The sequence below is a fragment of the Melioribacteraceae bacterium genome (assembly GCA_035362835.1).
GTDB lineage: Bacteria > Bacteroidota > Ignavibacteria > Ignavibacteriales > Melioribacteraceae > DSXH01.
In genome coordinates, this window is the sequence record DAOSDY010000002.1 from 739,894 (window position 1) to 752,452 (window position 12,559).

9 protein-coding genes and 1 tRNA gene are annotated in these 12,559 nt (G+C 37.8%); 3 read left to right on the plus strand and 7 right to left on the minus strand.

Annotated features, from left to right (window positions below; genetic code table 11):
- Positions 1-32: 32 nt before the first annotated feature.
- The 7 genes from PLZ15_10500 to PLZ15_10530 form a co-directional block, all read right to left on the minus strand.
- On the minus strand, positions 33-755 hold the full coding sequence (locus tag PLZ15_10500) for an ABC transporter ATP-binding protein (protein ID HOI30175.1): 723 nt from the start codon (positions 753-755) through the stop codon (positions 33-35).
- A 27-nt stretch (positions 756-782) separates the two neighbouring features.
- Positions 783-2,069, minus strand: coding sequence for an efflux RND transporter periplasmic adaptor subunit (locus PLZ15_10505; protein HOI30176.1), 1,287 nt, complete (start codon positions 2,067-2,069; stop codon positions 783-785).
- Between the two features lie 21 nt (positions 2,070-2,090).
- Entirely contained in the window at positions 2,091-3,437 is a 1,347-nt protein-coding gene (locus tag PLZ15_10510) for a TolC family protein (protein HOI30177.1), read from the minus strand.
- A 106-nt stretch (positions 3,438-3,543) separates the two neighbouring features.
- Positions 3,544-4,950, minus strand: coding sequence for a CCA tRNA nucleotidyltransferase (locus tag PLZ15_10515; protein HOI30178.1), 1,407 nt, complete (start codon positions 4,948-4,950; stop codon positions 3,544-3,546).
- Complete coding sequence (locus PLZ15_10520; protein ID HOI30179.1) at positions 4,947-7,148, minus strand: hypothetical protein; 2,202 nt, start codon at positions 7,146-7,148, stop codon at positions 4,947-4,949. The genes PLZ15_10515 and PLZ15_10520 overlap by 4 nt, the downstream gene beginning before the upstream one ends.
- A gap of 1 nt (position 7,149) precedes the next feature.
- Entirely contained in the window at positions 7,150-8,415 is a 1,266-nt protein-coding gene (gene murA / locus PLZ15_10525) for a UDP-N-acetylglucosamine 1-carboxyvinyltransferase (protein ID HOI30180.1), read from the minus strand.
- 11 nt (positions 8,416-8,426) lie between these two features.
- Complete coding sequence (locus PLZ15_10530; protein ID HOI30181.1) at positions 8,427-10,331, minus strand: protein kinase; 1,905 nt, start codon at positions 10,329-10,331, stop codon at positions 8,427-8,429.
- 131 nt (positions 10,332-10,462) lie between these two features.
- Here PLZ15_10530 and PLZ15_10535 point away from each other — a divergent pair.
- From PLZ15_10535 to clpP, 3 genes are all read left to right on the plus strand, one after another.
- A tRNA-Leu gene (locus PLZ15_10535) sits at positions 10,463-10,545 on the plus strand.
- 35 nt (positions 10,546-10,580) lie between these two features.
- Positions 10,581-11,876 (plus strand): trigger factor, encoded by a 1,296-nt coding sequence (tig, locus tag PLZ15_10540; protein HOI30182.1) that lies wholly within the window; start codon positions 10,581-10,583, stop codon positions 11,874-11,876.
- A gap of 1 nt (position 11,877) precedes the next feature.
- Positions 11,878-12,549 (plus strand): ATP-dependent Clp endopeptidase proteolytic subunit ClpP, encoded by a 672-nt coding sequence (gene clpP, locus PLZ15_10545; GenBank protein HOI30183.1) that lies wholly within the window; start codon positions 11,878-11,880, stop codon positions 12,547-12,549.
- The last annotated feature ends 10 nt before the right edge of the window (positions 12,550-12,559 follow it).

A 12,559-nucleotide genomic window follows, 5' to 3' on the forward strand; every position in this document is an offset into this window, starting at 1 on the left:
GTTTATTTTCAGACATTGAACTGAGAAATAATTTATAATTTCGATACTCCGTTTTTCTGCGGTATGTATCTCTTTCTAACATTTTCATCTTTTTCGATCAATCCGTCTCTCAGTCTTATAATTCTTGCAGCGTGTTCGGCAATATACTCCTCGTGAGTTACAAGAATTATAGTATTGCCCTGCCCGGATATTTCATGGAAAAGAGCCATTATGTCTTCACCGGTTTTAGTATCAAGGTTACCTGTCGGTTCATCAGCAAGAATAATAGATGGATTGGTAACAAGAGCTCTTGCGATAGCAACTCTCTGACGCTGGCCTCCGGATAGTTCATTCGGTTTATGATGCATACGATCTGATAGGCCTACCTGATCTAAAGCCGAGCGGGCCCTCTCCTTTCTGTCTGATGCAGAGACACCGGCATAGATTAAAGGTAGTTCAACATTATGAAGTGCATCCGAGCGTGGCAGCAGGTTGAAAGTCTGAAAAACGAAACCGATCTCTTTATTCCTGATTGTTGCCAGCTCATTATCATTCATCTGACTAACGTTCACACCTTTGAAATTATAGATTCCTTTAGTCGGAGTATCTAGGCAGCCCAGGACATTCATAAGAGTCGATTTACCCGAACCGGAAGGACCCATAATAGCAACATACTCACCTTTATCAATTCTAAGTGAAACATCTGCCAACGCATGAACTTCTTCACTTCCCACCTGATAAATCTTGGCAATGTGTTCAATATTTATAATGTTCATATTCTTTCCGTTAAAAATGAATTATAGTTAAGGTTTTTTCTCATCCTTGCGTTTCGATGTTACAGATACTTTGGAATCGTTTTCGAGATCTTTGGATATCGCTCTATATGGTCCGGTAACAACTTCTTCGTCTCCTTTAAGACCTTCAATAACTTCGATATATGTATCGTCGCTAATTCCGGTTTTTACTTCGATCATTTTAGCTTTACCGTCATTTACAACAAAAACAACTTCCTTAGGTTTATTCTCTTTACCATTCTTGGGTTTCTGCGGCTGAGCTTCTCCTTCTTCTTCAGTATTCTCTACTGGAGCTTTTTCGGATTCGGATAAACGTGCTGTTACACTCTGAATAGGAACTGCCAGGACATTGACTTTTGTTTCTGTTTCAATGTCGGCATCACAGGACATACCCGGTCTAATCTGATCTCCGGGATCAACTAGTTTAATTTTTACTTCGAAATTCACAACCTGATCCTGTGTGCCTAATCCGGTCGTCTTAGCACTATTACCGATTTGTGTAACAATTCCTTTAAACTCCTTATCTCCGAAAGCATCAACTCTAATTTTTGAAGTATCACCTACAGATACAAGGATTACATCGTTTTCGTCAACGTCAACAGTCGCTTCCATCTGGGATAAGTCAGCAACGGTTAAGAGAGCTGTTCCCTGGAATACGCTTCCGATAACTCTTTCATTCAATTCAACGTCGAGAACACTTACAGTACCGTTCATAGGTGCATAAACATATGTCTTATTCAAATTTTCGACGGCTTCTTTTAAAGATGCTTCAGACTGTGCAACGCTCGACTTCTGGGATTCATAATTTGCATTTGTCTGGAGGTAGCTCGATTTAGCGGCTTCAAGTTCCGAATCGCTCGCAAGCCCTTTCTGGAACAATCCCTGGACCCTTTTATAATCAGCTTCGACCTTATCGAGCAGAGCTTTTGTCGAACTCAAGTTGGCTTTTGTTTGAGCGAGGCGTGCTTCGGCACTAGTCTTCTGAGCTTCATAAATATCAGGTTTAATTCTAAGAAGGAGTTGACCTTTGGAAACTCTATCCCCTTCACGAACCAGTAAAGAGACAATTTCGCCGGTTGCCTCTGCGGTAATTTTAACAAGGAAAACCGGATTTATCTTGCCGGTTGCGGATACAACCTGAGTAATAGTTTTACGTTGTGTTAATTCGGTCTGGACCTGGAAGATATCCTCTTTATTTCCGCTGAATGCAACAAGAAGAATAATTACGAGCAGTAAAACTCCCAATCCTCCGAATATTATAAGTTTCTTTTTTGAATTCTTCTTTCCGTTAGACATTTTGTATAACTCCTTAATGTTTTATTCAAACTTTTTATAATCTAATTTGCCGAGTGAATTATTCAGTTTATCACGTTTGGTATAAAAGTCGAATGATGTATTGATTTTGTTTCTAAGTGCATCCGTATAATCTCGGTCGGCCTGAAGCACTTCGAGAATTGTTCCTGATCCCAGATTATAACGTTCCTGATTAATTTTTCTGGTCTCTTCTGCCGCAGTAACATTCTTGGATGCCACATCAAGACTTTTTTTAGCAGCGGTTAAATCCAGATAACCCTGTTTAACTTCAATCTTAACTTGGCGTTCTAAAGCAAACAGATCCTCTTTAGCATTTTTAAGATTCACTTCAGCAAACTGAATCTGGTTCTCAGTATTCCAGTTAGAGAAAATCGGGAAATTAAGACTCAGACTAATGTTCAGAACTTTACGGTCGAAAAGTTTATCGAATTTAGAAGCACCGCTCGAATATGAGTAGGATCCGCTTAAGGATGGAAATAATCCGGATCTCGCCATAGTTAATCCGCTTTCCGCTGACTGTACAAGGAGCTGCTGGCTCTTAAAATCGAACCTGGTATCGAGAGCAGCGCCCACCATAGCGTTTATATTATCGTATTCGGCGAGATATGCATCGGATTCAGAAATTTCTTCTGAACCGAATGGACTGACAAGCTTATATTCTTCAAGTACATCGAGACCCAGATAATTTAAAAGATTGCTGATTGTGTTTTCATAACTATTTTGAGCCTGAATCAGCAGTAATTCAGCATTTCCAAGCTGGACCTGAGCAGTATAAACATCCGCTTTTGCAACAATACCAAGCCGGTTACGCTCGCTTACTGTTTCATAAAATTTCTGATAGTATTTAACATTGTCCTCACGCACGCGCATCAGTTCTTCCGCATTTAAAACCAGATAATAAAAATTTGTTGCTTCGTAGACGACATCCTGTTTCTTCTTTTCGATATTATATTCTGTTGCCCGGAGATTATTTTTTTTCTGATTGATGTTGGCAATATTTGCCAGTCCGTCAAAGAGGGTTACACTTCCTCCTAGTCCTGCAGAAAAGGAACGGTTATCAATCTGCGACGGCGGAGTAATTACTTCATTACCAAGAAAATCTCGTTGAGTACTGCCGGCATCGTTTATCCTTTGAAAACTCCAGCCTGCATTTGCCCCGAGTGTCGGAATAAGGCTTCCATATGCAGATTTAAGTTGAGATTCGCTGGTACTCAATGAATTCTTAACTTTTATAAGAGAGGTATTTCTTTGAAGTGCTATTGATACTGCTTCCTCTAATGTCAAATTTTTCTGAGCGGCAACCGGAATTGTAAATAGAAGTGTAATAACTGCCAGAATCATTCTTTTCATCTTTAATTACTCCTTTTCTGCGTTTCTCTTCACAGAATTTAATTTTCTGTCAAATTTGACGGAATAAATCAATTAAAAGTTACAATATTGAGAAAAATAATTTTTACTAACGGTTCAGGAAAGACTCCTTTATTTGAAGCAGATAATTGAATGCTTCTTCATAATTATTCCCAATTCTTCCATCTAGTATGGCTTCTTCGATGGAAAACTTAATCTCACCCACTAATTTAGAAGGAGGAATATTACAAATTCTCATAATTTCATCTCCTCGAACAGGTGACTGGAAAGCTCTTAACCTGTCTTTTTCTTTAACATCATGTACTTTCTGCATCACAAGGTCATAGTTTTCAAGATATTTGTTAACCTTATTGGGATTCTTGCTTGTGATATCTGCCCTGCATAGTGTTATTAAATCATCCAGGTCTTCATCAGCAGCAACAATAAGTCGCCTTATAGCGGAATCTGTAACTTCCTCGTCAACAAGTGCAATTGGCCTTAAATGCAATCGGATCAGCTTTTCTATATAACTGAGTTTATTGTTTGGAAGTTTCATCCTTTCGAAGATTCTTTTCATCATTCTTGCGCCAAGCTCTTCATGGCCGTGGAATGTCCATCCTGTTCCCTCAATAAATTTTTTGGTTGGAGGTTTTGCAATATCATGAACTAAAGCTGCAAATCTTAACCATAGGTTATCGCTTGCTTTTGAAACGTTATCTACAACCATACAGGTATGATAGAACACATCTTTATGGTGATGTTCATTCCTCTGTTCAATTCCACCCATCGCATCAATTTCAGGAAATATTATTTTCATCACACCGCTTTTAAAAAGATGGATCAAACCGATCGATGGATTTGGTGAAGCAAGAATTTTCAAAAACTCATCCGTAATTCTCTCCTGCGATACAATTGACAACCGTTCAGCCAGTTTTGAGGCTGCATCAAAAGTTTTTTGTTCAATTAAGAAACCGAGTTGTGAAGCAAACCGGAATGCTCTCATTATACGCAACGGATCATCGTTAAATGTAACTTCCGGATCGAGAGGTGTACGAATCAGTTGATTCTGGATATCATCTAATCCTCCAAGCTTGTCCAGTAATTCAGAGTAATCCCGGTTATTGAGAGAAATAGCTAACGTGTTAATCGTAAAATCCCTGCGGTTAATATCGTCCTCTAAAGTACCCGGGGTAACAACCGGATTTCTGCTGTTGCGGTTATAAGATTCTTTTCTGGCACCTACAAATTCCAATGAGAAACCTGAATAATTAAAATGTGCAGTCCCGAAATTTCTGTATATAACTATCTCCTTTATTGAAAGACGTTCGGCTAAAGCAGCAGCAAATTCCGGTCCGTTCCCGACAATTAAAAAATCCATCTCGCTGCGAGTCCTGCCAAGGATAAGATCGCGAACGTATCCGCCGATAAGATAAACATCTTCTCCTCTTTCAACAGCAAGCTGCGAAGCTTCTTTAAGAAATGCGAATTGATTAATATGTTCTTTAAAGTCGATCATTGATAATGAAAATTCTTCTTAACTTCTTCAGCAAAATTATAAAACCAGTTAATCATCCTGAGGTTATCGATAAATATTTTGTTGTGAATGTCTCCCGAATCAAATTCTAAAGACTTAACAGCAAGTTCTTTAGCTAACAAGTAATCACCATATTTGAGAGCCATCTTCGACAAACCCAGAACAGAAAAAGCAGAAACTCTATCGTTTACCTTTAAACGGCCCGATAATTCTTTTAAAAACTTCCATTTTATTTTGTCAACCTCTGCATAACGAATCAAAGAAGGAATCGATTCATAAAGAATAGCATTAATGTTTATGCTCTTCAGAATATTGAACCGTTCCACTATATCTGCTTCAATATATTTTTTTAACGAGTCGCGCGAATACTCCCCGATACGGAGTCTTAACGATGCTTCGTTTCTGTATTCGATGGAAGGTGACTGAACTACTAAACTATCGTAATATTTTAATCCCTCTTCCGGTTTGTTATTTCTAACTGAAAGATCACCGGCCATTAATTCAAGAATGTAAAGATAAGGAGTTTGAACGAAGTAATTTAATTCTTTTAATAAAATTTCTTCCGCTTCTTTAAATTTTTTAAGTTGTGTTAAAGAGTTCAGCCAACCGTTTAATGCCTGATACGAACCAGAATAAAAATAGACTTCACGGAAATTTATCACGCCCTCATTATATTTCTTATCATCGAAAAGGATCCATGCATCTTTTATCCGTTTTGCTGCGGCCCGGGCACAGTGTTTCTTAAAAATTGATTTACCGCCGAGATATAACTGAGCCAAATGTTTGGTAAAAGTTATCTCCTCCGCATCTAAAAACCGGTAGAAATTCTGCTCCAGATTATAAAGCGAATCACCAAGAATATTTTCGAATTCCAGATTACTATAAAGAGCTTTTACTTTTTCTATACCATATGTTTCGATAAGGTATTTAACAAATGAACCGCTATATATGTATGCCAGGGAGGAAAAATGAGAAAAAAAATCTAATCCGTCGAAAAGATCGGCAATTGATATTTTAAACCCGGACTTTCGAGCCATTCGCGCAATTGAGTGGACCGAAAGACCGTTGAAGTCGTCCTCTATAGCCATAGCAAATCCTTCAATCATTGCCGGATTAAGATTATCAGCAACTTTAAATGGTGTTGTACCGAAGTCCCCTGCAAGTATATGAACGAGCTCGTGTTTTAGAGAAGCGTCAAATTCATTCCCATTAAGATAAATCTGGTTAAGCCACGGCTTAGCTACATTAGCATTTCCGGCTCCGAAGTAATTTCTTTTATCTTCCCTATCATTAAAAATAAATGATGTTATTTTCTTTTCTCTGCGGATGTTTAATTTCCCGCTTATTTGTTCGTAATAATATTCATGAAGCAAAGCAATCTGTTCGGCTTTTATTGAATCGATGCTGTCTGAATAGAGGATTTGAAAGCGGGGTGTCTCAATTCGGTTGTTAAGATGACGTGCAATCGTTCCAATATCGGTTGAGAATGATAAGCATGGTTTTATAAGAATAAAAACTGAACTAATAACTAATATTAAACTAATTGACTGCAGTCTGTTCAGTTTCTTTTTAGTGTATAAAAAGTGAATTCCGAGAAAGATTATAAACAGAATAATTAACAGCATCCTGAATAAAATTAATTTAGAATCAACTGCCAGGTCTTCGTCATAAATAGTACCCGGGAAAAATCCTATTATAAGATTGTAAAAAAAGATTTGAGGATTAAAATAGATTTCTATTAAAGGTATAATCAGAATTAATATTGTAAGGAAATGGAAGATGAGTTTATGATAGCGTCTTGCATATTTGACGATAAGAATCCCGGAAACAGATCCGAAAAACAAAGATGGTATTGAGATTACCAAGTAAAAAAGGATTCCGTCAATCACCGGACAATTGGTAAAAACTAATGTGGAGGAAATACCCGAAACAAGAGGAATAAGCAAAGCCAGGATAAAAAATGTTTTGTGTCGGCTAAAATATCCCGTAAATGAAGCACTGGATTCTTTTCTTGTATATAAGATTGATAGGTAACCCGAGAAAATAAAGAACAGGAAACTGTTCAGAACTGAAGATTCATAACCGATAATATTAACAAGAGGGAAAAAATTAAAAATCAGGTTTATAAATAAGAGAATAGCAAGCAGTATAAATTGTAATTCAACTCTTTTTAATCTCAACTTAGAATTCCGTTGTGGCAACTCTTTCTATTTCCGCTCCTAACGATTTCAACTTTTCTTCAATTTTTTGATATCCTCTGTCGAGATGATAAATCCTCAGGACCTCAGTAGTTCCCTCTGCAGCCAAACCGGCTAATACTAACGATGCGCTGGCTCGTAAATCGGTGGACATTACCTTAGCACCTGTTAACTTCTTAACACCTTTGACTATAGCCCTGTTATTTATAAGTTCAATATTTGCTCCCAGCCTATTCAGTTCCGGAACGTGATTGAAACGGTCCAGATAAATCGTATCAGTAACGGAGGATGTACCTTCTATCAAAGTCATGTAGGCTGTCCATTGTGCCTGCATATCAGTAGGGAATCCGGGATAAACTGCGGTTGTTATATCAACACATTTACGGCTATTATCTGTTGCATCTAAAATAATTTTGTCCTTTGAATTAAATAACTTAATTCCGCTGTCCTCCAGTTTTACAAGTACAGAATCCAGATGATCCAACTGTGTATTCTCAAGTTCTATTCTACTGTCTGTAATGGCGCCTGCAATCAATAAAGTACCGGCTTCAATTCTGTCGGGAATATTTCTAATTGAAAAAGGTTTAAGCACCTCGACACCTTCTACTTCAAGTGTGGTTGTCCCTATACCCTGAATATGTGCTCCCATACCGTTTAGATATTCTACTAAAAGATTAATTTCGGGTTCAATTGCAGCATTCGTGATAAGAGTAGTACCTTTAGCAAGAACTGCAGCCATCAACGCATTTCCGGTTGCACCAACAGAAGGAATATCAAAATGAATCTTGGCACCGTGAAGACGTTTTGCCCTGGCAATAATATAACCCTCTTCAAGTTCAATTTCGCCTCCGAGTTTTTTCATTGCCTCAATGTGAAGATTAATAGGCCGGGGTCCCCACGCACATCCGCCGGGCATAGAAACTTTTGCATAACCGAAACGGGATAGTAGCGGCCCAAGAACATATACGGAAGCCCGCATTTTCTTTACATGTTCATACGGGGCTATCTGACTGGTAATATTGCTTGTATTTAATGTTAACTTATGATTGGCAAACTCTGTTTCAACACCTAGATGGGTTAAGAGTTTGATCATCGTATAGATATCGTTTACCTCGGGAGTATTGTCGATAATATTGATACCGGAATTAAGAAGAGTTGCAGGCATTAATGCCAGGGAAGAATTTTTAGCGCCGCTTACACTAACTTTGCCCGATAATCTTTTTCCACCGCGGATTATAAATTTATCCAATCTAAAATTCCCTATTCAATTCTGAACATCATACCGTTAACACCGACAAGATATAAATGTCCGTCGGGATTAAGAGCAATATCGTTCATATTCGAAAAGATCTGAGATTCTACAAGGTTCCAGTTCTCACCACGGTTTTTTGAGACCATAATAGTCCCTCTGTTTCCAATCAGCACTGAAGTCTTATCATTTATAAACATTACCCTCTGTAGTCCTCCAATATCAGTAACCCTTGTTTCCTCCCAAATTTCTCCGTAGTTAGTCGATCTTAAAATCATTCCGTCGCCGCCAACAATCAAACCGTATCCATTCTTAGTGAAATCGATTGCTTTAAAGTAATTGTCAACAGATTTAAAATCCGACTTATTCCATGATTCGCCGCCGTTAGTGGTTCTAAGGATCATTCCATTCCAGCCGACTGCAAAACCCCGTTTCGCATCGATGAATGCGATGTCGAAGATAAGGTCGGTCGTATTAGTTGTTACTTTATACCAGTTTATTCCACCGTTAATTGTTTTAAGAATTAGTCCTTTGTTACCAGTAATAAATCCGGTTTCATCGTCAATAAATCTTATTCTGAAAAAAGTATATCCTTTCTGAAACGGGATCTGCTGCAGAGAATCGAGAGCATTGTAACTGTAAAAGATAGAAGATGAATCTCCGACAATTATTGATTTGCCTGACGGTGAGACATATATATCGCTGAAGTTAATGTTGACACCTATGTCTTTCGGCTCCCAGGTTATGCCAGCATCATTCGAGATAAGCACTGTACCCGAATCGCCGACGGCAGCGGCCATTTTTTCGTTTGCAAAATAAACGGCATTCAGATTAAAAAGTGTATTACTCCTGACTTTATTAATCGAAGAGAATTTTAATTTATCATCTTCCGACGAAAAAAGGGACTGTATGCTGTATTTTTCAAGTTGATCGAGTTTATTGCTGGTAAGCAGATCGTTAACCTGATGAAAAACGAAATAGGCAAGAACTAACATTAATATTATAATACCTGCAAAAGCGAGGCTCGAAAATGTTTTATAAGTCTTTGAACGTTCGGTCGATTTCTTAAAATAGCTCGTATACATTTTTGCGACATGCTTATCAACTTCCTGTACATCGTTATACATATCTTCGCAGCTGTTATATCTTTCAAGCGGATTCTTTTCCAATGATTTCATAATTACTTTATCCACCTGATCCGGGATGCCGGTCAGCCGGGTTGAAATCTTTGGAGCGGTTTTCTTGAGATGACTATCCATCACCTCGTATTCACTCTGAAAATCGAAAGGCGGAGTACCGACAATCATTTCATAAGTAGTACAACCGATCGAATAAATATCACTTCTGTTGGTAACATCCTCTCCTTTAATCTGTTCAGGACTCATATAATATACGGTACCGATCTTTGAGCCGGTTTTGGTCATATTTTTATCGAACAAAGATTTGGAAATTCCGAAATCCATAATTTTCGTTATTCCTTCTTTGTTCAGAATAATATTGGAAGGTTTTATATCTCTGTGAACAAATCCTTTGGAATGAGCGTAACCAAGTCCGAGTAATGCCTGCTTAAGAATATAGATAACATCGTATAAATTGAATCTGCCCTGCCGCTGAATTACTTTTTCGAGACTTTCTCCTTCAACATACTCCATTGCAATACCGAGGAGATCCCCGTATTCAATGAAACCATAAACAGTGACAATATTCGGATGCGATAATTTAGCCTGATTTTTTGCTTCTCTTTTAAATCTCTCTACAAACCTTTCACGGTCATACGTCTGTGCATTAAGCATTTTAATCGCAACATAACGATCGAGTTTTGTATCATAAGCTTTATAGACTATTCCCATTCCCCCTTTACCAAGAACAGAAACGATCCGGTAATTATCGATCAGTTTACCGATTAAATTTTCCATCAATAACTTTATTTTTTGTATGAGAATATAAAAAAATCTTTTCGAATTACGTTTTGAAAAATCTTTTAATGAGTGATAAAAAGGAAGATTTTTGATATTTCAAACCATTTGACTAATTTTGCAAACCTTTTGCGAGAGTGGCGGAATTGGCAGACGCGCTAGACTTAGGATCTAGTACCCAAAAGGTGTGGGGGTTCGAGTCCCCCCTCTCGCACTTTCACTATTTTTTAATATTTATTGAGGTTTCTTTTGGAAATAAAAGTTAATCAGGTATCCGACTCTAAACAGGAAGTAGAAGTAAATTTAACATATGAAGAAATTACTTCAGATATTGAAGAAGCTTATAGCGAAGAGAGAAAAAATATAGAAATCGACGGCTTTCGAAAGGGTAAAGCCCCGATGGCGATGATTAAAAAACTATACGGCGAAGCTATTGAATACAAAGCCAGTGAAAAAATTGCCACTAAAAAATTCTGGGATGTCGTTGATCAGGAGAACCTGAAGCCGATTTCAACTCCGCAGTTAACCGATATCGACTTTGTACCGGGAAGTAAATTGTTTTTCAAAATCCAGTACGAAATTAAACCGAAACTTGAATTAAAGAATTATAAAGACCTCGTAATAGAAAAACCTTTATTCAAATTAAAAGAAGAAGATATCGACAAAGAAGTCGACTATTTGCTCAAACCTCATTTCACATTTGAAACTTATGATGTTGTTGAAGGCAAAACCTTTCGTATAACTGTAAATCTTCAAAAGCTGGATGAAAACGGTGTTGCCGTTATCGGTCAAGGAAGTGAAAACATGCTTATCGATTTGAGCGACGAAAAAGTTAACCAGCAGATTGTTGAAAATGCTAACGGTAAAAAAGTAAGCGACAAATTCGTATTTACATTTGTAGACGAACATTACCATGGCGAAGAACTTCACAGGGAGGAATACAGGTACGAAGCCGAGATTACAAAAATTGAAAAAATTGTATATCCGGAATTGACAGAGGAAATCTTGAAGAAGATTTCGGGTAACAAAGCTGCAACACTCGATGAATTTAAAGATATGTTGAGAAAGAACTTCACTGAGTACTACACAAAACAATCTGAAGAGATATATACAAACAGCTTATTAAATGAAATAGTGAAGAACAACGAATTTACTCCCCCTCCCGGATATGTAAGTTCCGTTCATAAGCGCCTTATTGAAATGGAAAAGGAGAATGCTAAGCGCTATAAAATGCCTAATGTTGACGAGAAAGCTATTGCAGAGTACTACAAACCGAGAGCCGAGTGGAATGCCAAGTGGCAGATTATACTTGAGAACCTTGCAGAGACAGAAAGTATAAAAGTTGAAGAATCCGAACTGGAAGAACTTGCGAACAAGGAAGCCGAGAAAACCGGGATATCCGCGCAGAAACTTCTTAAATACTATAAAGATTCCAACCGCGGCGATGTACTTCTGGAGGATAAGGTTATTGATTTTCTGAAAGCAAATAATAAGATTAAAGAAGTTGATGCCGAAGAAAAAACCAAAGAAAAAAAAGGAAAATAAAATGAAAGTTAATTTCCCGATCGATTCTATTTATAAAAAAGATTATGAAATTTATAATCAGCTTGTTCCCTATGTAATTGAGCAAACGGGTCGCGGCGAGCGCGGAATGGATATCTTTTCCAGGTTACTAAGGGAAAGAATTATTTTCCTTGGGACAGCGATCGACGATCATATAGCAAGCCTGATAATTGCCCAGCTTCTCTTTCTGGAAGCGGAAGATCCGGAAAAGGATATTTTCCTTTATATCAACTCCCCCGGCGGAAGTGTTTCGGCCGGTCTGGCAATATATGATACAATGAAATATATAAAGTCGAAAGTTTCCACTATTTGCGTTGGATTAGCAGCAAGTATGGGAGCTGTTCTTCTTGCCGGAGGCGAAGCTAACAAACGTTCCGCACTCCCCCATTCAAAAATCATGATACATCAGCCGTGGATCGGTGGTCTGCAGGGACAGACAACAGACATCGAGATTCACGCAAAAGAAATGATAAAGACGCGGGATACAATCTACAATATTCTTTCCGAGCACACCGGTAAGAGTTATGAACAGATTGCAAAAGATTGCGACAGGGATTATTTCCTTACTTCCCAGGAAGCAAAAGAATACAAGCTGATTGATAATATTCTTGTTCATAGAGTCTCTCAAACAGATCAGAATAAAGAAAAAAAATAATCTAATAAAT

What these genes read in the sequence shown, in the direction of transcription:
- PLZ15_10510 (HOI30177.1), bottom strand. Translation starts at nt 3,437, where the DNA reads ATGAAAAGAATGATTCTGGCAGTTATTACACTTCTATTTACAATTCCG.
- PLZ15_10530 (HOI30181.1), bottom strand. Translation starts at nt 10,331, where the DNA reads ATGGAAAATTTAATCGGTAAACTGATCGATAATTACCGGATCGTTTCT.
- PLZ15_10515 (HOI30178.1), bottom strand. Translation starts at nt 4,950, where the DNA reads ATGATCGACTTTAAAGAACATATTAATCAATTCGCATTTCTTAAAGAA.
- clpP (HOI30183.1), top strand. Translation starts at nt 11,878, where the DNA reads ATGAAAGTTAATTTCCCGATCGATTCTATTTATAAAAAAGATTATGAA.
- PLZ15_10505 (HOI30176.1), bottom strand. Translation starts at nt 2,069, where the DNA reads ATGTCTAACGGAAAGAAGAATTCAAAAAAGAAACTTATAATATTCGGA.
- PLZ15_10500 (HOI30175.1), bottom strand. Translation starts at nt 755, where the DNA reads ATGAACATTATAAATATTGAACACATTGCCAAGATTTATCAGGTGGGA.